At 57.9% G+C, this 18,404-nt stretch carries 19 protein-coding genes; 5 read left to right on the top strand and 14 right to left on the bottom strand.

From position 1 onward, the window contains the following. Positions 1-519 precede the first annotated feature (519 nt). Positions 520-1,983 (bottom strand): porin, encoded by a 1,464-nt coding sequence (locus QMZ05_RS26605; protein WP_353703447.1) that lies wholly within the window; start codon positions 1,981-1,983, stop codon positions 520-522. 1,241 nt (positions 1,984-3,224) lie between these two features. Here QMZ05_RS26605 and QMZ05_RS26610 point away from each other — a divergent pair. Next, entirely contained in the window at positions 3,225-4,046 is an 822-nt protein-coding gene (locus tag QMZ05_RS26610; protein ID WP_353703448.1) for a class I SAM-dependent methyltransferase, read from the top strand. Between the two features lie 306 nt (positions 4,047-4,352). Here QMZ05_RS26610 and QMZ05_RS26615 read toward each other — a convergent pair whose 3' ends face one another. From QMZ05_RS26615 to QMZ05_RS26635, 5 genes are all read right to left on the bottom strand, one after another. Continuing rightward, positions 4,353-5,213 carry a phytanoyl-CoA dioxygenase family protein gene (locus QMZ05_RS26615; protein WP_353703449.1) on the bottom strand — a complete coding sequence of 287 codons (861 nt, stop codon included), beginning with the start codon at positions 5,211-5,213 and terminating at the stop codon, positions 4,353-4,355. 241 nt (positions 5,214-5,454) lie between these two features. Further along, positions 5,455-6,729 carry an extracellular solute-binding protein gene (locus QMZ05_RS26620; protein WP_353703450.1) on the bottom strand — a complete coding sequence of 425 codons (1,275 nt, stop codon included), beginning with the start codon at positions 6,727-6,729 and terminating at the stop codon, positions 5,455-5,457. A gap of 8 nt (positions 6,730-6,737) precedes the next feature. Next, the gene (locus QMZ05_RS26625; protein ID WP_353703451.1) at positions 6,738-7,586 is read right to left on the bottom strand and encodes a carbohydrate ABC transporter permease; all 849 of its coding nucleotides are present in this window, start codon (positions 7,584-7,586) and stop codon (positions 6,738-6,740) included. Further along, positions 7,583-8,428 (bottom strand): sugar ABC transporter permease, encoded by an 846-nt coding sequence (locus QMZ05_RS26630; protein WP_353703465.1) that lies wholly within the window; start codon positions 8,426-8,428, stop codon positions 7,583-7,585. Before QMZ05_RS26630 ends, QMZ05_RS26625 begins: the two co-directional genes overlap by 4 nt. Before the next feature lie 116 nt (positions 8,429-8,544). After that, the gene (locus tag QMZ05_RS26635; protein ID WP_353703452.1) at positions 8,545-9,723 is read right to left on the bottom strand and encodes an ABC transporter ATP-binding protein; all 1,179 of its coding nucleotides are present in this window, start codon (positions 9,721-9,723) and stop codon (positions 8,545-8,547) included. Positions 9,724-10,279: 556 nt separating this feature from the next. On the opposite strand from QMZ05_RS26635, the gene QMZ05_RS26640 reads away from it, so the two are divergent. Continuing rightward, positions 10,280-11,479, top strand: coding sequence for a pyridoxal phosphate-dependent aminotransferase (locus QMZ05_RS26640; RefSeq protein ID WP_353703453.1), 1,200 nt, complete (start codon positions 10,280-10,282; stop codon positions 11,477-11,479). Positions 11,480-11,492: 13 nt separating this feature from the next. Continuing rightward, on the top strand, positions 11,493-12,365 hold the full coding sequence (locus tag QMZ05_RS26645; RefSeq protein ID WP_353703454.1) for an isocitrate lyase/phosphoenolpyruvate mutase family protein: 873 nt from the start codon (positions 11,493-11,495) through the stop codon (positions 12,363-12,365). Positions 12,366-12,437: 72 nt separating this feature from the next. On the opposite strand, the gene QMZ05_RS26650 is transcribed toward QMZ05_RS26645, so the two are convergent. After that, on the bottom strand, positions 12,438-12,686 hold the full coding sequence (locus QMZ05_RS26650) for a hypothetical protein (protein ID WP_353703455.1): 249 nt from the start codon (positions 12,684-12,686) through the stop codon (positions 12,438-12,440). A 58-nt stretch (positions 12,687-12,744) separates the two neighbouring features. Between QMZ05_RS26650 and QMZ05_RS26655 the strand changes: the two genes are divergently transcribed. Then, the gene (locus QMZ05_RS26655; RefSeq protein ID WP_353703456.1) at positions 12,745-13,653 is read left to right on the top strand and encodes a LysR family transcriptional regulator; all 909 of its coding nucleotides are present in this window, start codon (positions 12,745-12,747) and stop codon (positions 13,651-13,653) included. Between the two features lie 356 nt (positions 13,654-14,009). Here QMZ05_RS26655 and QMZ05_RS26660 read toward each other — a convergent pair whose 3' ends face one another. The 4 genes from QMZ05_RS26660 to QMZ05_RS26675 form a co-directional block, all read right to left on the bottom strand. Next, positions 14,010-14,492 carry a DUF2285 domain-containing protein gene (locus QMZ05_RS26660; RefSeq protein ID WP_353703457.1) on the bottom strand — a complete coding sequence of 161 codons (483 nt, stop codon included), beginning with the start codon at positions 14,490-14,492 and terminating at the stop codon, positions 14,010-14,012. A gap of 109 nt (positions 14,493-14,601) precedes the next feature. Further along, entirely contained in the window at positions 14,602-14,796 is a 195-nt protein-coding gene (locus tag QMZ05_RS26665; RefSeq protein ID WP_353703458.1) for a DUF6499 domain-containing protein, read from the bottom strand. A 166-nt stretch (positions 14,797-14,962) separates the two neighbouring features. Beyond that, positions 14,963-15,241, bottom strand: a complete 279-nt coding sequence (locus QMZ05_RS26670) for a DUF2285 domain-containing protein (protein WP_353703459.1) — start codon at positions 15,239-15,241, stop codon at positions 14,963-14,965. Between the two features lie 33 nt (positions 15,242-15,274). Then, the gene (locus QMZ05_RS26675; protein ID WP_353703460.1) at positions 15,275-15,832 is read right to left on the bottom strand and encodes a hypothetical protein; all 558 of its coding nucleotides are present in this window, start codon (positions 15,830-15,832) and stop codon (positions 15,275-15,277) included. A 115-nt stretch (positions 15,833-15,947) separates the two neighbouring features. On the opposite strand from QMZ05_RS26675, the gene QMZ05_RS26680 reads away from it, so the two are divergent. Further along, complete coding sequence (locus tag QMZ05_RS26680) at positions 15,948-16,172, top strand: helix-turn-helix transcriptional regulator (protein WP_353703461.1); 225 nt, start codon at positions 15,948-15,950, stop codon at positions 16,170-16,172. Positions 16,173-16,617: 445 nt separating this feature from the next. Here QMZ05_RS26680 and QMZ05_RS26685 read toward each other — a convergent pair whose 3' ends face one another. The 3 genes from QMZ05_RS26685 to QMZ05_RS26695 all read right to left on the bottom strand — a co-directional run bounded on the left by QMZ05_RS26685 (position 16,618) and on the right by QMZ05_RS26695 (position 17,866). After that, complete coding sequence (locus QMZ05_RS26685; RefSeq protein ID WP_353703466.1) at positions 16,618-17,154, bottom strand: DUF2285 domain-containing protein; 537 nt, start codon at positions 17,152-17,154, stop codon at positions 16,618-16,620. A gap of 58 nt (positions 17,155-17,212) precedes the next feature. Then, a complete protein-coding gene (locus QMZ05_RS26690) occupies positions 17,213-17,407 on the bottom strand; it encodes a DUF6499 domain-containing protein (RefSeq protein WP_353703462.1) in 195 nt (64 codons plus the stop codon). A 180-nt stretch (positions 17,408-17,587) separates the two neighbouring features. Next, complete coding sequence (locus QMZ05_RS26695; protein WP_353703463.1) at positions 17,588-17,866, bottom strand: DUF2285 domain-containing protein; 279 nt, start codon at positions 17,864-17,866, stop codon at positions 17,588-17,590. Positions 17,867-18,404 lie beyond the last annotated feature (538 nt).

An 18,404-nucleotide genomic window follows, 5' to 3' on the forward strand; every position in this document is an offset into this window, starting at 1 on the left:
CTATATCGGCAGAATTCGTCCGTGCTGGATTGAGCCGCAGATCCAGCGCCTTGATCGCAGGCTGGAAACGATCGGTGGCGTGGAACTCGAGCCCTGATCGTCCAAAGTTGGGTTACAAGCCGCACTCCAATTCGTTCTGAGAAATACGGGTAGTGGCTCGGCCATGCCGTCACCAGAACAGCCCGCTTTGCTGTACTGGCAGAACTTCGGAATCCGACACGTTCGATATGCCGTTTGCAATGCCAGTGCCTGGCATGGCCTCCCTGCGGCATGCACCATCACCGATGCAGCCGAAGAATTCGATCCTGCGTGAATTCTATACCCATCGCGGCCTGCCCGAACTCACGGGCGGCCCGAGATATCCTCCAAGAAAAGGCCACTCCGAAAGAGTGGCCCAAGTTTGGGAGGAAACGTACGGCAAGAGGGCGCTGGAATCAGGCAGCAGCGTGCTCGATCGATGCGGCGGACCTTGCCAGGATTTATGAAGGAATTCCCCTTCTCCAGTTGTTTGATGGGCCCTCACCAATTGCGCTGAACGCGTAGAAGCCCCACCAACGCGCTCTGGTTCTTGAGCTCATACACGGCTGCTGGCTTGCCGACAGCCGCGGCCGCCGGCGCTTTGATCGTGCCGGAGTACTTCTGATCGAGGAACGTGGCGTCGAGCTCAGCCGAAAATGTCAGGTTCGCGACAGGCGACCAGCGCGTGATTGTACCGACGCCTGCGATGTTGAAATCGGAATTGCAGGCGCCCGTCAGGCCGAGCGCGGCCATGCCAGAGCTACCGCAGATCTGAGCCTTGGCCGCGTCGGTGTAACGGACAGCAGCCCACCCGCCATAGAGGCCAGTGTTCCAGTACGGATTCCAGTTGTGGGTATAGCCTGCATTGAGGCCATACGTCGTGGTCAGCTGTAGAGCGGTACCCGTTGCTGCCGCTGTGCCGGAGTAGATGGCATCTGCGATGCCCGCGAGGCCCAAGCTTTGATAGGCGCCAGCTCTGCCAGAATTGCCGTACATTGCCCACGAGGCTGGAATGTTTTCGTTGATGCCAAAGTTGATCGCGCCGTTGGCGTAGGCCGCTTGCAAGTTGATCGTGTCACCGACACCGGTCGGGACATTCTTGACCGACAACGCCAACTGACCGGCCCATCCCCATTTATCAGCGGCGTGTCCAGACGTTTCGTCTGCGCCATAGTATGCAGCATGATTGTTGTGGGCTGCGACCGAGGCCTGGAACAGACCCCACGCCTGGTCAACGCGCATCATGCCAACAATATCAGGCGCCATGGTGCCAGCGAAACTCGACGAACCATAAACGCCGGTCTCAATACCCGCAGCCGTTGCATAGGATGTGTTCCAGATATTCCTCTGATAGTAGGCGGTCGGATCCTGCAATGAAGCCGTCAGCGTAACGCCCTGACCAAAGTCGGCAGTATATGTAAACTGGTTGACACCTGTGTTGTTACCGCCGCTCCCCGGAAGGCCGTCAAAGTTGCCGGCCGGATATTGCACCCAAGGAGAACTGTACTGGGAGACCGCCTTCCCTATGGTGAACCCAGCAAACTGAATGAACGCGAAGTAGACGCCGACCGAACCATAGCCAACATTGCCCACACCTGCATTGGCAGGCGCCGCATTGCCGCCGAGGGATTGGTAGACAGTGGAGCCATTTCCAGCACCACTGTAGCTGCCTGACGCCCAGTTAAGAGTCGTTTCGAAGAAGGTACGGACCAAGCCGTACTCAGTCGCCGTGCGCGTATCCATCGTGAAGTCGACGCGAGCACGAGCGGTGTAAGCGCCGCTCAAGCGATTATTGGCACCAGCGGGACCGGAAACAGGTGTCATGACAAAACTGGAGCTGTCCAGCACCGTGTCAGCGCGCACAAAGCCACCCAGCTTGATGCAGGTGTCAGAGCCAGGCACGTAATAGAATCCGGTGCCATACAGTGAGCAAACCTTCACGTACTCGACCGCTTTGGCCTTCATGGGTAGGTCAGCGGCCTGTGCCCCACCCAATGCAACCAAGCCTGCCGTTGAAGTCAGTACCGCCCGTTTGATCCTTCGATGTGAGCCGAAGCTCGTATTTGAGAATATCATTGTCCCCTATCCTTCCTGGACCCCGTCGCAGGACCGGTATCACTGGAGAACAATCATTTGACGTCAGGACATCGAATAGTGCGATCGCTACAATCGTGTTTGACGATGGATGACGTAGGAACTGGACGTCACGCGGTTCGACTTCGCTGCTTGAGAAACCGACTGCGTTGCTAGTGATCGCGGGTGGAAGCGGCAGATCCGACGTAAGAAATCTGTTACACTTAGATTCTGAGCGGACTACGCCTAGCCCGACGGTCAGCTGGCAGTTGCCGGGCAGCGAGCAAGCCATGTATCAGCGTCGGCCCGCCGCCCTGACATTCCACTGCGAGAAAGTCGGGCCGTCCAATCGACTAACGTGATTGGTGGCCAACCCACCCAACGATCCTCAATGCGCCACCGGGGGCTGCTAGCAGCACAACAGGATCCAGCATGCGGACCGCATAGATCGATCAAACGCGTATATTTCTAAGTTGCAGCAACCAACGCCTCCATTGTTTCAGGCTTAGTTGCGCCTCCAGCGAAATCATATAGCGAATGCAATAATTCGCGCCCGGTCAACCACCAACGCTGGTATTTGATCCAGACGACCAACCCGTGTCACCAAGGGATTGACGAACGTCGCACCTCCTCCCGTCTATCGGATCGAACGCAGCTGGTGCATCTTGGATTTCGATAACTCCTCGGCCTCTCAACTTAAGGGCATTTTTGCTGCAGGCCCCAGTTTCTCGACGATGCAGGCGGTTGGAACGGCGAGTTGGATGGTTGCACCTCTCATCGCAAACCCGGCCAAATGGCTCGCGACGCGCTTAGTAGTTGAACTTCTAGATTCGGTCTGCCGTCGACGCACAAAAAGACGCGCAATATTGTCCGGGGCTTCGGCATCCCCCTTCAGGTCGATCCCGCCTGTTATCCAACCTTCGTTCCAGGCGCCCAATGGCTCCTGTACTGATTCCGGAAGGGATCGAGGCGTTGTCGCGCGGGCTGGCGATTCCTTCGCCGTCCCTCCTCTCTTTACGAGATTTCGGACAGGAACTCGGGGTCGTCGCCAATCACGACCAACGCCCAACAACGGTAGCGGCAGTCAGCGACCATAAAAAGCACTCACAGCGATCCTTTTTGCGAACGTTACGATGGCAACAACCATTCCCAATTTTGAGACCCCATGGTCCGAGTTCGCCGGCGAGGGAAGGAACTATGACCTTTATCGGCCAGGCTATCCCGGCGAAATCGCAAAGATCATCATTGATTACGCCATTCACCACCGCCTGGACGCCGATATTGTGGACGTGGGAAGCGGTACGGGAATCTTTACAAGAGCGCTCGCCTCAGAAGCCAAAAGAAGGCTCTCCATTATCGGCATCGAGCCGAACGCGGACATGGCTCATGTCGCGGTCAAGTCAACGCCTCGCGAACTGCAAATCAAGTTCCGCATTTCACCAGCGGAGCGGTTACCATTTCCGGACAGATCTGTGTCTGCCGTTACGACAGCTACGGCAGCCCATCGCTTTGATAGACTTGCGTTCTACAACGAGGTCGCGCGCATATTGCTTCCAGGCGGACTCTTGGCGCTTGTTCACAATCGGCACCGGTACTTGGATAGTCCCGCACTTTCGGAATATCACGATTTTGTCGAACAGTGCATTCCGGAGTACCGCAGGGGGACTTTCACCACGGCGGCCGGAACGTACTCAACGATCAATTTTTATAGCGAGCTCTATACTGATCTCAGATTCGAGAACGTGAAGGTGCGGCATTGGAATTGGGATTTTGATACGAGCCTTCCACACTTCCTGGCACTGAGTTTCTCTTCCAGCCTCATTCAACGATCGGCCGTGGCGATCGGTGAACAAGCCACTACCAAAAAGCTGACCGAGATCTTTGAGCGACACTCGCAGGACGGTCTGCTGCGTCAGCCGCACGTTACCGAGGTGACATTCGCGACAAAACAGTGATCCGATTCCTCGGCTGGTCAGATGGCTGTGGCATCACAATGTCGGCGCATCTTGAAGCTCTCGATCTGAGATACGGCTTTCCTCATCCGACAACGTTGTTTTAGCTTCAACGAACACGTTGTAACCGTGCGCAATGCTCGCCGATTTTTCTATCTTCAAGACCCTTGAGGAGAACAGAGATCGGAATGTGGTTATCCTGGTCCTTGAGCAGCGCGCTCAAACACATCGGTTAGGAGATGCGCTAGCGCGCCACGCAAGCTGATGCGGCCGCCCTCGAGGTGACCGGGACTGCCGTGGCGGTGGGGCTCAGAGCAAGGTTGTTGATTTGAGCAGCTCTTGCCGGCTCTGGTGGGAAGCGGCAATTGCATCCTTGCGTTTGCGGCTTTCGGCGACGATCGCGTTATAGAATTCAACAGCCTCCGGATCAAAGTCGCGGTGCGGACGTGGCTCGGCGACAAAATTCCGATACGTATCGGTTCCGCGAACCAGGGTCGCGCTATCTTTAAACGCGCTCCTCTGGCTGACATGCGCCGCGACGTATCGAATGGTGATCCCTAACCGGCGCGTGTCAGAAGTGTTCGGCTTTGAGCCGTGAATGAGCATGGTGTGATGAAGTGATATTTGGCCAGGCTGAAGCTCCAAATCGACGGCCTCGGCTTCATCGACCTTGACCTCAACATCTTGGCCTCGACTCAATAGATTGTTTTTATCCTCGGTGTCTCTATGAGGCAATTGGCCCTGGTGATGACTGCCAGGGATTACCCGCATGCATCCGTTTTCGCGGTTGCTGGGCGTCAACGCGACCCAAGCCGTAACAACGCTTGGTTCAGAAAGCCCCCAATACGTCCCATCCTGATGCCAGCTTACAAAACTCGGATCATGAGGCTTTTTATCAAAGTGGCCGGTAGCCCATGCCATGATGTCTGGCCCAAGGACGTCTTCGACCGCATCCAAGATTCTCGCATTCCTCATAAGATCATTGAGCCACATCATCAGCAAATGCGGCTTTATCTTCGATCGTGCCCATAGATTTGGTTCCCGGCTTTCGAGATTCTCCATGCGCGCCAAGAACTCAGCCGCCTCCTGCGCCGAAAGAGCGTCAACTGGGCACACGAACCCCTCGGAACGATATTGTTCGACCTGCGCTACACTCAATAGTTTGGGCATTTTTCTCTCCTAGATAGGCAGCATCACATGGGTTGACTCAGAAGGAACGACGCTGCCAGCAGAACCGGTGCGCCGATGGTGGTTTGGTTCAAAGTCCGCGAGAAGCCGCCGAACCGCACCCATAAGGCTCTTGTCAAAGACGGCGAAATTTCTGGGGTAGATGCCGCTCTTGTTCAGGAAGACGGCAGTGGATCGAAGCCCGGAGGTCATGGGTATATCTTGCGAGCAAGTCAGCGACAGGTCAGGCGTTGAGCAATTTGCGGGTCAGCTCGGCCATCGCTGCGAGCGCGGCCTCGGGTTTCGTCCGATGCACAAGCACCTGCCTCATGAACTCAGTCATCATGTCGGTGATCTTGACCGCGTTGTCGCTCGCGAACGAACTCTGGTCTGTCGTGATTGCCAACCGCTCAAGGATCGCCCTGTGATAGGGATTGATGGTGAGGTACTGGTTCAGGAACGCTGGATCCTTAAGCGCCATGAGGTTGACCGGCATGTAGCCAGTGTGCCGGGCAAGGATCATCTGGCCTTCCGGGCCAGCGGCGAAGCGAAAGAACGTCCACAGCCCCTGCTGCCGTTCCCTCTCTTTTGTAAACATCACAAAGCCATGGCCAGCGCCGACCAGCCGACCGCCGACGGCGGGAACTGGCAACTGGCCCACCCTTAGGTCGAACCGCCCGTCGGCTGCCTTGGCGACCGATGTGATGCCGCTTGCCGAGCGGACTAGGATGCCGCAAGCGCCGGCGTTGAACGCTTGGCGCGCCTGTTCGCGTGTCATATCGACGGTGCTCGCGTCTCCAAAGCGCCACACGAGCTCTAATGCCCTTAAGCCTTCAGCCGTCTCAAAAGCGATCTCCCTCCAGTCGGACTTCATCATTCGTCCGCCAAAAATGGCAATAAGGTTCTGAAACATCCAGGCGTTGGAGGCGTCGTACTCGACGAAGCCACCATCAATGGTACGGTCGAGCGCCGCGACCTTCACACCCAACGCGATAATCTCCTCCCATGTAGAGGGCGGGTTGACGGAGGTGTAGCCAGCCCGTTTCAGGAGGTCCATGTTGTAGTAGATGACCGGAACCGTGGTGCCAAACGGCAAGGCGTAGACGCCTCCGGCGGCCGATACCGCCTCCATCAGCGCACTTGACAGGCCGAGTTCGGCGAAGGCGGCGCTGCCACCGGCGACGGGGTCAAGGGACTGAGCATAGCCGCGCCGGGCGAGCAATGGCGCGTAGGTCAAAGACTGCCACGTTCCATCAGGAAGATCGTTGATCAAACCGTCGCGCAGCGTGGCTTGGAGCAAAGGATCCCAGTTTTCGCCCTTGGCAGTGAACTCGACAACAATCTCTGGATTGGCAGAGGTGAAGCGCGAAGCCAATTCACGAAGCATCTTCTGATAAGAGCCGATGGGGGTGCTGACCTTCAAAATCAACTTAGACGCCGCCGCGTGCGACGGCGGCAACGTCGCCATACCGATCGCCGCAGCGGCGGCGCCAAGGGTTTCTCTGCGTGTCAAGGGCATCGACATCTCTACTTCACGGCTCCCCCGGTGATCCCTTCAACAAACCATTTCTGTGCGGCAAGAAAGGCGATGACGAGGGGCAGCACGACGAGCGTAGATGCGGCCATAAGAGGACCATAGTCATTGCCAGCCTCCTCGTTTTTGAATGCCATGATGCCGAGCGGCGGCGGCATAAGGGACTGGTCGCGCACCGCGATGAGCGGCCAGAACAGATCATTCCAATGGCTGACCACTGAGAAAATTGAGAACGCTATGACAGCCGGCAGTGCCATCGGCACCATGATCCTCCAGACAATGGCGAGTTCAGAAAGCCCGTCGAGCCGCGCCGCATGTACCACGTCATCTGGAATGGTCTTGAAGAATTGCCGAAGCAGGAAGATACCGAAGGGCGACACCACGTAGGGGAGGATGAGCGCCGCGTAGGTATTGAGGATGCCGAGCTGATGGCCAAGAACAAATAGTGGCAGTGACAGCACTTGGCGCGGCAGGAGCAGCCCTACCAGAACCATCCCGAAGAGGAAGTCGCGTCCAGCAAAGCGAAGTTTGGCAAGCGCGTAGGCACAGGGGGCACAGAGGAGTATCTGAGCCGTCAGAATCATTGTGCAGACCATGAGACCGTTGGCGACACAGCGCGGCAGCGACGCCTCGCTCAGCGCTTTGGTATAGTTCTCGACTGCATATAGCTGTTCAGGCCAGAAGGCGAACGACGCGCGAAAGATCTCACCCGGCGGCTTGATCGACAGCGACACCATCCATATGAAAGGAAGGAGAACGAGCGTTCCGGTAGCGAGCAGCACCAGGTGCCGAAGAACAGCCGCGGGCAGCGACAAGCGATTGGCGGAGATCGTCGCGCTCATTGATAGTGCACTTTCGCGTCCATGAAGCGGGTTTGAACGAGGGTAAGCGTCACCACGATGGTGAGAAAAACGACCGCGACGGCGGCGCCATATCCGGTACGCAAGTATTCGAAGCTCTCGCGATAGAGCGTGTAAAGCAGGACCTCCGAGGCGTGACCGGGCCCGCCTTGGGTCAGCACTTTCACGGTCTCGAAGGTGTCGAATGCACGCAGCGCAACGACGATGACCACGAACATCGTGACCGGCCCCAGCATCGGCAGCGTCACAGTGCGCAACCGATCATGCCAAATATCAGCACCGTCGACATCGGCAGCATCGTAGAGATCCTGCGGGATGCTCTTAAGACCGGCGAGAAACAATACCATGGCGTAGCCGAGATTCTGCCAGATGCCGATGACGGCGAGTACCGGCAGGACCGTATTCTCGTCGCGCAGCCAGCTGGCGGTCGGCAGTCCGATTGCGGCTAGCGTTTGATTGACGAGCCCGAAGGTCGGATGCAGCAGCGCCTCCCAAGCGATCGCCATGGCCGTGAGTGTCGCCATGAATGGTAGGAAATGGATCGCACGGTAAAAGGCACGGCAGGACTTTCCGCTTTCGATAAGAAGCGCGACCAGAAGACCGAGGACAACGGTTCCGGGTACGACGATCGAAGCGTAGATGAGCGTGTTGGCGAGCGAGGCCCTGAAATTTGCGTCCGCGAACACCTCACGGAAGTTCGCGAGGCCGACCAGGGAAAGTGAACTCGCGCCGAACCGCCAATCGGTAAGCGCGATGACGAAGACGGCAACGACAGGCAGGAAGAACAATACAAGTAAAAGGAAGACGGCCGGGCCGGCCAGCATCAAGACCGCCAGCGCTTCTGCAAAGGCTCGGCTACGAGCCAGCGAGGCGCCCGGGAACGGCACTCCACTGAGCATGGGCTGCTTAGCGGAGGCGCCGGAAAGACCAAGAGGCTCGCTCATCCCGCGGTCTCCCGGATCGGCGTGACGGGCGTCGGGACCGGCTCAGCGCCCCGGCGCAAACGCCGCCCGTCCCGCGTGAACAGCAGAACACGGTCGGGCTGCACGCGAAGATGCAAGGTCTGGCCGGGCATGATATGCGGCGCGCGTTCCGCCAGCAGCCTTGCGACGAACGGCAATTCGCTGCCTGCCAGATCGAGATGAACGAAAAGATCGGACCCCATGTGCTCAATCATGCGCACTAAACCCGTCAGAACGCCCTGAGCACCGTGGTCAGTGAGATGAAGAGCTTCCGGACGAATGCCAATCGTGAGAGGCGTGCCGGGGAGCGCATCGGCTTCCACCGTCAGCGTCGATCCGGCCGCATCCATCAGACCACGTTCACGCACCACGCCGTTGAGCATGTTGATCTTGGGCGATCCGACGAACTCTGCGATGCGCCGATCGTCGGGATCGGCATAAATGTCGTGCGGCGGAGCGACCTGCAGCAACTCGCCCTCGAGCATGACCGCCACACGGTCCGAGAGCGTCATGGCTTCGGCCTGGTCATGGGTGACATACACGAAGGTCGCTCCGAGCCGCCGGTGCAGTTCCTTGATTTCGGCGCGCATCTGCACACGCAGCTTGGCATCGAGATTGGACAGCGGCTCGTCCATCAGGAAGACGGCCGAATGGCGGACCATCGCCCGGCCAACGGCCACGCGTTGGCGCTGGCCGCCGGAGAGTTGCCCCGGTTTGCGCGACAACAGGTGACCGATGCCGAGGGACTTGGCTGTTCGGGTGACTTCCAGGTCGATCTCGGCCGAAGTCCGAGAGGTTCCCGGAAACAGGCGACCGAGAACGGGAAGACGCTGCAAGCCCAACAGCCGGCGCATCCGCAGCGGCAAAGCCATGTTCGATGCAACGGTCATGTGCGGATAGAGAGCGTATGACTGGAACACCATCGCGACGTCGCGGCACTTCGGCCGCAGTCCATCCACCACGCGCTCGCCAATCGAAATTGATCCGGCGTCCTGCGTCTCAAGTCCCGCGAGGATACGCAGCAGCGTTGATTTGCCACATCCCGACGGCCCCAACAGCGTAAGGAACTCACCGTCCACTATCGACAGCGAAACACCACGCAAGACAGGCGTCTGCCCGTAGTTCTTGTTGATGCGTTCGATTGAAACGGATGCCACCGCGTTATTTCCCCGTTGGAGTGACAATCTTGCGCAAGCGCAGCGAGCAGATCATCAATCTCGTTGATGAGAGACCGCCAAGCTTGAAGACTCTGAGTGCTACAACTGCATGACATCGATCGAATTATTCGATGCTTGCTCCCTCAATATGCGATGCCGCGACCGCCGGAGGCTAATAGCGGTTCGTTTTGAGGTCTCGCGAGCCCTAATCGAGTTCGTTCGAAAACAGAGCTGCCTCAGCACTGCTCTTTCGCGGGGGGCGCGCATTTTTTTCCACTAACCGGGGCTGCCATTATCTCGCTTCGCCGATTGTTCTATCTGACCCGAGATGTTTCTGGGTAGTTGGGCAGAATCATTTCACGGTACGCCGACATCATGCTTGTCTTCGCTGGGGTCAGGCGCGCCTTGCGAGAACGCCGCCGCCGGCGGCGTCAGGAAAAGCATCGCAGCTTGCGATCATTACAGCGAACAAACGCGATCGCACGTTTTGTTAGCAGCTTTGCCAGCGCGTAGAAGCCATCAAAGGGCGTCTTCAACCTTCGCAGGTCACTCCATCGTGTCTTTCATCGCAGAACGACTCAACGTCGTCCGTCCCTCGGAAACCAAGGCCATGACGGCTCGCGCAGCCGAATTGCGCGATCAGGGTGTCGATGTGATCACGCTTAGCCAGGGCGAGCCGGATTTCGACACGCCATCCGCGATTGGCGAAGCTGGTATCCGGGCAATCCGCTACGGGCGAACCAAATATACGGCCGTCGCCGGTATCAAGCCGCTGCGCGAGGCGATCCGCACGAGCTTCGAGCGCGATCACGGGCTCGAATACGCTATTGACCAGATCACAGTGGGTTGTGGCGCCAAGCAGGTCGTCTTCAACGCGCTGTTCGCGAGCCTTAATCCCTCCGACGAGGTGGTGATCCCCACCCCGTGCTGGGTCTCCTATCCCGATATGGTGGCGCTCGCTGGCGGTAGGCCAGTCCTCGTTGCCTGCGATGAGTTCCTCGGGTTCAAGCTGCGCCCTGAGGCGTTGGAAGCGGCGATCACGCCACGCACGAAGTGGCTGATGCTAAACTCACCGTGCAATCCAACGGGCGCGGTCTATAGTCGAAGCGAGCTGCTCGCGCTCGCTGCGGTGTTGCGGCGAAATACCCACGTCCATGTGCTCTCTGACGACATTTATGAAAAGCTCACCTATAACGTCGACTTTGCCACTATGGCCGCGGTCGCGCCGGATCTTTACGCGCGCACCCTGACAGTCAACGGCGTGTCCAAGGCTGACGCAATGACCGGCTGGCGGGTCGGCTATGGCGCGGGACCGTTGGCTCTGATCAAGGCCATGAATCTTATCCAGGGCCAGACCTCCTCGCACACCAGTTCGATATCGCAATATGCCGCCGTTGAAGCGCTGTCTGGCGGCCGAAATCATATCGGGGAATTCGCGAAGGCTTTTGTGCAGCGCCGCGACCACGTTGTTGCGAAACTGAACCAGGCCAAGGGGCTTTCGTGTCGCGTCCCAGATGGTGCATTCTATGTTTTTCCCTCCTGTGCGGGCGTCATCGGCAAGCGCACGCAGGACGGCAAGGTGATCGAAACCGATATCGATTTTGCCATGTACCTGCTCGACGGCTTCGGCGTGGCTGTTGTGCCCGGCAGTGGCTTCATGGCCCCGCCCTATATCCGCATCTCCTATGCCGCTTCGCTCGAGGAGCTCACCCGCGCCTGCGACCGCATCATCGCCGCCTGCGCTGCCTTGTCCTGAAGGATCTTTTGCGATGTCCCCCGCCAAACGCCTCCGCGCCCGCATGGCCGAGACCGGTCTTGTCCACATCATGGCCGCCCATAGCCCGCTTTCAGCGCTCCTCGCAGAGGAGGCCGGATTTGATGGCTTGTGGGCCTCCGGCTTCGAATTGTCGGCGCTTTACGGCCTGCCGGACATGAGCCTGATCTCGATGACCCAGCATCTGGATATGCTGCGGGCGATCGCCGGGCGCACGACGCTACCGATCGTCGCCGATATTGATACCGGATATGGCAATGCCATCAATGTCATCCAAGCCGTCACCGAATACGAGCGGGCCGGTGCCAGCGCCGTCGTTATCGAGGACAAGACCTTTCCCAAGGTAACAAGCCTTGCTGCCGATGGACGCCAGGAACTACTGCGCATTGAAGAATTCCAGGGCAAGATCGAGGCTGCCATCACGACAAGGCGGAACGCGGATTTTTTCGTGATTGCCCGTGCTGAAGCCTTGATTGCAGGCCTCGGCGAAGTGGAAGCCTTGCGCCGGGCCCAAGCCTATACGGAGGCTGGCGCCGACCTGATCCTGATCCACTCGAAAAAGAAGGATCCTTCCGAGATCGAAAGCTTTTCGCGCGCCTGGACTGGATCTGTGCCGCTGGTGATCGTGCCGAACGCCTACCCAGATCTCGACGCCAAACGGGTCAAGATGCTGCGCAATGTCCGGATGATGATCTACGGCAATTATGGCATCCGCGCTTCCGCCACCGCCATGCAGGAGACGTTCCGCCAAATTATCGCCGACGGCGGTGTCCAGAACGTCCACAAGGACATTCTGCCAGTGGAGGAAATCTTCAGGCTTCAGAACATGCAGGAGTTCAAGGCTGCTGAAGCTCGATTCCTTCGCTGAACGCGACATTAGTACCCCAGAAAACAGCAGTTCTCTCGAAACGCCATTCAAAGCCCGCGCTCCACTCGAGGGCTATCCGACGCCGTTGGGAAGATTTGAAAATCGGCGTTGTCCGCCAGAACGTCGCGTGCTGTCGACTGCGAGAATATTGATCGCGCCGACGACATCGGCGAATTCTTTGAAGATTGCATCCGCCGACAGCCATTGAAGCCGTAAGGCCAAAGGTACGTATCGTACCGAGAAAGCCGGTTTTGCGCGCGACATATCAATGATAAGCAGCAATCCGACGACAAACATCGAATAATGTGATGTGGTATTCATTCTAGGCAATGGCTCGGCGTGCCAGGTAGCGACATTGCAGAAGATGCCGGAGCAGAAGATGGCTGCCGAACAGGATCAAGTGCCTCTCAATGCAATCCGGGTGTTTTTGACCATTGCGCGAGAAGGAAGCGTAACGCGTGCGGCCGCGGCGCTGGGAACAACGCAGAGCTCAGTCAGCCGCTACCTCGCTGTATTGCAAGACTACTTCGGTACAGACCTCGTGGAACGGCGAGGTCGGCGGAGCGAATTGACGGAATTCGGAAGGTTGTTCGTGAACACCATTGCCGAACCGCTCGATACGGTGTGCTTCACCGCTACGAGAATGCGGCGCCGAAATCGACCGGATGCCAATCGGATTGTGGTCCGCACCTCGCTTTCGACTTTCGCTCATTCCTTCCTGATTCCAAATCTCCAAGCCTTCTCTGCTGAGACGGGCGGCGTGATCGTGGACGTGATCAGTTCATTGTCTCCGCCGACCTCTTCCGACAATTTCGACATCTTGATCACCCGCGATCTCTCAATCATCGAACCGGCCGACGATTGGGAAATCTACAATGAGGAACTGGTATGCGTGGGCTCACCAAATCACGTAGCCGGAAAATCGCTCTCAATTGTCCGTTCAATGCCAATCCTGAACATCACATCCCGTCCCGACATACTACCCACATGGCTGAGGGCGATGAACCTGGCCGCAAAGGATATAAAGTCGGGGGCGCGATATGATCACAACTACCTTGCTCTGCCGGCCGTCATAACGGGGAAATGCCTACTGGTCGCACCTGAAATCATTGTCAGCGATCTCGTGCGCGGGGGCGTTCTGCAGGTAATACCCGGATCGCGCACTTCGAGCGGCATGCAATATCGGGCCTATGCGGTCGACCGCAGTAACAATCCCGAAGTCGCGCGTGCCTTTTGCCGATGGGTAGCGCGCCTCTGTAAAAAGGCCGCGATTTCGGAAGCGGCCTAATACTACATCGCGGGCTGTATCGGAATTCAAATCACCGGATTCGATCGCAGATCCCATAGCTTAGTTTGGTGGTCGGATTTTCGGTGCCCAACCGATTGTGCTCGAACCACACGGTCAATGACCAATGGAGGGTTTGACACATGCGCCGGCGCTGTCGAGATTGCGCATCGACGTCATATTCACCCGATTTTGCGAGCCAGCATTATACAGACACAAGTCCCTTTTGGTTTCGGGCAAGCTATTCTGAATTGCTCCGCTGCAGGCCCGAACCAGTGAAGCTATGGCGCGGGCTTACCCATGCTGCTCCCGCATGCAAACTGGCGAGGACCTCTTCACGACTATGACCGGTGAAGAGCTTAGGCAACGTCGTCCTTGTCTTTGCTCTTGCGACGGAGCAATGCGCGATAGCCGCCTCGCACCAGACGCAACCCCATCTTGACCAGGCGGATGATCCGGCTGCGCAGATCGTGCGTTTTCCAACCTCGATCGGGGATGCGAGACTTGCCAAATAGGTCTTCCGCGATCTTGCGATAACTATTCCCTTCCATCCATCCATCTACCGCACGCAGAGCGAGGGTGAGCCGACGTCGGGCCAGGACCGACGGATCGAGAGGAAGTCGGCCAAGGGGACGCCGCTCGAGCGCGCACCAAAATCGATGTGCCGCCTGCAGACGGATATCGAAGCTGCCGTCCAGCGGCAGGTCAACGGCAATCAATGAACAGTTCGGTGGAAGCTCTCTTAGCCAAAGGCGATGCTTCGCTCCTCCGAGCAGCACGATGGCATGCCATCCATCTGGGGCATGACGAAGCTCGCTGCCCGCCAGTTTGCTGAACTCCAAGCGGTACCCTCGGGACGTCGCCGAGGAGATCGCTGCGCGGACGGGCAGCACGGTCGGCAATGCCTCAGGCGCCCAGAAAATGGCTTGCTCGTCGAACCTCTTTTGCGGATCAGCTGCAAAACGTCAGCCCCCACTTTCGCCTAAAGTGATCCGGCGCCGCATTGGATTGTTCGCTGCTGGCCAAAGCCGCAAAGTCTTCTTGGTACTCGCGATCGCGGCGAAGCCACTCCCAGGCTAAGTCCGCAGCCTCTGCTTTGCTGATCTGTTGGTATGCGCTCTCTGATCTCCAGTCGCCACCGTGCATCGTCCTGTTCTCCCCGCATGTCGCTGATGTACACGCAAGGAAATTGGACCGACAATTGTGACGATTTCTGGCTGCGCTGGATGCAGTTGTCCACCGCGGACATAGTTACGCGATGGAACGACCTACTTATGCGATGGAAGACACATCAGGCCCGGCTCAGATACCTTCACTCTTCACTCTTCGGCCGCCCCCGGCGCAGGAGATCACGATAGCCATGATGCGCCGCCCATTTGGCGCGAGCCAAATGGCTGTCGAAAGCACGGCGCGCGCGATCGGACTCAAGGGCCGGATCGATACCAAGCACAATGCGCGCGACTTCGCGCCAATCCGCATGATCGGCTTCGGCATCGAGCAGACGCATATAGGTAACGGCGTGCTGCTCGTCGTATGGCGTGAGTTCGGACGCGCTCGGCGCCAAATCTGCGACCTTGGGATCGGACGACATTACCTGGAACTCCTACGACCGAAAAATGTCTTTCTAAATCGAAGCGATGGTAGCCGCAATCTCGGCATGCTGGTACCGCCCGATAGTTGCGATGAGGAGGATAGTTCGCGCCACAACTTCGATTGGAGACTGCGATCGGAGATCCTGACGTCCCGGTCCTATCATTTTGTCCATTTCGTACGGTCCGATTTCGGCCACGGTGGATTTGATTACGTCCATATCGCTCGGAGCGCGATCAGCAGCGGATTCGCCAATCCAGTTAGCGTCTGCTCCCTTTTGCCTGGAGAGAGTTCGGCGTGAGGTGTGGCGGACAATCTCGTTGCGTGTTCGCTCATCGATGATTGGCTGCGCAGCCCAGCCAGCTGGCGAGAACTTCTTCTCAATTTCGAACTTCACGTGGCCGATTTTCCTATTTGGTCGCACCGCCCGATAAGCCGCGGTAACTTCGGTTGGCCGCCCATTTGACGCTCGCCAAATGGCTAACGAACGGTACGCGAGCCGCACTGCCCAAAGGACTGGATCGATGTGCAGCACGATCCGAGCAACCTCTTTCTGCTCAGCGACGACAGGATCGAGTGGCGGGATCTGCATGATTCTTACGAATGCGCGAGAGATTGACGCAGTTTCCGTTCACAACATGCATGAGACGACACTTTGTTAAGTATATCGAGGTGCAGTATATTGAGCAAGCGGCATCCTTTCCCGCATGGACTTGCGGGAGATATTCGCCACCAACTTGCGCCGTTTGCGCAATGCGAGGGGATGGTCCCAAGACGAGCTTGCCTTCAAGGCTAAGATAAGCCGGGGCTATTTGAGCCAGCTTGAAAAGGGCGCGTACTACGTCAGCATAAAAATAATAGGTCGTCTTGCCGACAAGCTCGAGGTTGAGCCTGATGAGTTCCTGAAGCGGCCCTCTAAGAGAGGCCACTAGGCAGGCATAGCCCAATGCACGTCTTACACCCAATTTTTTTCAGGTCTCTTCCTTAACTCCCGAAAGCTGCTCTAGGTAATTTCCAGCGGTCGCGCATCATCCTTCCGCGGCTGATAAGGATTCGAGATGGGCGACTCAGGGGAGCGTCGATGTGGTTTAGAATGGTCATGACGGTTTCCGCGCCGACGTGGGCAAGACAAGCCTGCGGCGGTTTACAAGGACACGCAAGGCGGCCGGCCGGTGCTACTACGACTGATGGTCGACTTGGCTATTCTCAAGCACGCCCACGACCTCTGTATGCGAGCTCTTGCTGGAGACCCCCCAACCCACGAGTGCACCTCGTCAACTGGTCTCACCGGTCTGCACCGTCGGATAGTGCAGGCATCGGAGCGTGCCCGCAGCCAAACTGGCCAGGATTTTGGCACGACTATGACCGGTGAAGAGCTTAGGAAACGTCGTCCTTGTCTTTGCTCTTGCGACGGAGCAATGCGCGATAGCCGCCTCCTCGCACCAGCCGCAGCCCCGTCTTGACCAGGCGGATGATCCGGCTGCGCAGATCGTGCGTTTTCCAACCTCGATCGGGGATGCGAGACTTGCCAAACAGGCCCTCTGCGATTTTGCGATAACTATTCCCTTCCAGCCATCCATCTACCGCACGCAGAGCGAGGATGAGCCGACGTCGGGCCTGGATCGACGGATCAAGAGGAAGCCGGCCAAGGGGACGCTGCTCGAGCGCGCACCAAAATCGATGTGCCACCTGCAGACGGATATCGAAGTCGCCATCCAGCGGCAGGTCAACGGCAACCAATGAACAGTTCGGTGGAAGCTCTCTTAGCCACAGGCGATGCTTCGCTCCTCCGAGTAGCACGATGGCATGCCATCCATCTGGGGCATGACGAAGCTCACTGCCCGCCAGTTTGCTGAACTCCAAGCGGTACCCTTTGGACGTCGCCGAGGGGATCGCTGCGCGGACGGGCAGCACGGTCGGCAATGCCTCAGGCGCCCAGAAAATGGCTTGCTCGTCGAACCTCTTTTGCGGATCAGCTGCGAAACGTCAGCCCCCACTTTCGCCTAAAGTGATCTGGCGTCGCATTGGATTGTTCGCTGCTGACCAAGGCCCGAAAGTCTTCGTGATACTCGCGATCGCGGCGAAGCCACTCCCAAGCTAAGTCCGCAGCCTCTGCTTTGCTGATCTGTTGGTACGCGCTCTCTGATCTCCAGTCGCCACCGTGCATCGTCCTATTCTCCCCGCATGTCGCTGATGTACACGCAGGGAAACTGGACTGACAATTGTGACGATTTCTGGCTGCGCTGGATGCAGCTGTCCACCGGGCACACAGTTACGCGATGGAACGACCTACTTATGCGATGGGAAACACATCAGGCCCGGCTCAGATACCTTCACTCTTCACTCTTCACTCTTCACTCTTCGGCCGACCCCGGCGCAGGAGATCACGATAGCCGTGATGCGCCGCCCATTTGGCGCGAGCCAAATGGCTGTCGAAAGCACGGCGCGCGCGATCGGACTCAAGGGCCGGATCGATATCAAGCACAATCCGCGCGACTTCGCGCCAATCCGCATGATCGGCTTCGGCATCGAGCAGACGCATATAGGTAACGGCGTGCTGCTCATCGTATGGCGTGAGTTCGGGCGCGCTCGGCGCCAAATCTGCGACCTTGGGATCGGACGGCACTGCGTGGCACTCCTACCAAACCGAAAAGCGATCCAAGCAATGGTAACCGTATTCATGGCATCTTGGTGCCGCCGATTGTCGCGATCTGCGGGAAAATTTCCTGGCGGATATCGATCGATGACTGGCATCCGATAACGAGATATTCTGGGGCTCTTCGCCGATTTTCGTTCATTTGAACCCACTTTCTCACATATGATTTTGATCGTATTCCATCCGGTGCGAGCGATTGGCCGACCTGCCGTTCGGCGTCGACTCGCTTTTTGTGTGCCGGGCAAGACTTACGCGCGCAGCTTGACGCCAGACACGCGCGGGCCCGCTAGTCGATTTTGACCAGCGCCTACCCGGTTGGAGACGCTCTGTTCTCATTTGCGATCTCAAGCGAACAAGTTGGCAGCTTTGGCCAAGACATCGCAGGCAGCGGTGGGCCGTCCATCCATTCGCGCGCTAAATTGCCATGGAGCTCCTCGGCGAGCGCACCGTAGAGACCGATCTGGCCCGAATGCAGTACGATACGGCCGACCCTCCGCCCCCCCCAAGC

Source organism: Bradyrhizobium sp. INPA03-11B (assembly GCF_040446015.1).
In the GTDB taxonomy this organism is placed as follows: domain Bacteria; phylum Pseudomonadota; class Alphaproteobacteria; order Rhizobiales; family Xanthobacteraceae; genus Bradyrhizobium; species Bradyrhizobium macuxiense_A.

Bases quoted from the DNA above. Each gene is read 5' to 3' on its own strand.
- QMZ05_RS26665 (WP_353703458.1), bottom strand. From the start codon at position 14,796: ATGCACGGTGGCGACTGGAGATCAGAGAGCGCATACCAACAGATCAGC.
- QMZ05_RS26625 (WP_353703451.1), bottom strand. From the start codon at position 7,586: ATGAGCGCGACGATCTCCGCCAATCGCTTGTCGCTGCCCGCGGCTGTT.
- QMZ05_RS26630 (WP_353703465.1), bottom strand. From the start codon at position 8,428: ATGCTGGCCGGCCCGGCCGTCTTCCTTTTACTTGTATTGTTCTTCCTG.
- QMZ05_RS26655 (WP_353703456.1), top strand. From the start codon at position 12,745: ATGGCTGCCGAACAGGATCAAGTGCCTCTCAATGCAATCCGGGTGTTT.
- QMZ05_RS26610 (WP_353703448.1), top strand. From the start codon at position 3,225: ATGGCAACAACCATTCCCAATTTTGAGACCCCATGGTCCGAGTTCGCC.
- QMZ05_RS26690 (WP_353703462.1), bottom strand. From the start codon at position 17,407: ATGCACGGTGGCGACTGGAGATCAGAGAGCGCGTACCAACAGATCAGC.
- QMZ05_RS26615 (WP_353703449.1), bottom strand. From the start codon at position 5,213: ATGCCCAAACTATTGAGTGTAGCGCAGGTCGAACAATATCGTTCCGAG.
- QMZ05_RS26645 (WP_353703454.1), top strand. From the start codon at position 11,493: ATGTCCCCCGCCAAACGCCTCCGCGCCCGCATGGCCGAGACCGGTCTT.
- QMZ05_RS26680 (WP_353703461.1), top strand. From the start codon at position 15,948: ATGGACTTGCGGGAGATATTCGCCACCAACTTGCGCCGTTTGCGCAAT.
- QMZ05_RS26650 (WP_353703455.1), bottom strand. From the start codon at position 12,686: ATGAATACCACATCACATTATTCGATGTTTGTCGTCGGATTGCTGCTT.
- QMZ05_RS26620 (WP_353703450.1), bottom strand. From the start codon at position 6,729: ATGCCCTTGACACGCAGAGAAACCCTTGGCGCCGCCGCTGCGGCGATC.
- QMZ05_RS26605 (WP_353703447.1), bottom strand. From the start codon at position 1,983: ATGAAGGCCAAAGCGGTCGAGTACGTGAAGGTTTGCTCACTGTATGGC.
- QMZ05_RS26675 (WP_353703460.1), bottom strand. From the start codon at position 15,832: ATGCAGATCCCGCCACTCGATCCTGTCGTCGCTGAGCAGAAAGAGGTT.
- QMZ05_RS26670 (WP_353703459.1), bottom strand. From the start codon at position 15,241: ATGTCGTCCGATCCCAAGGTCGCAGATTTGGCGCCGAGCGCGTCCGAA.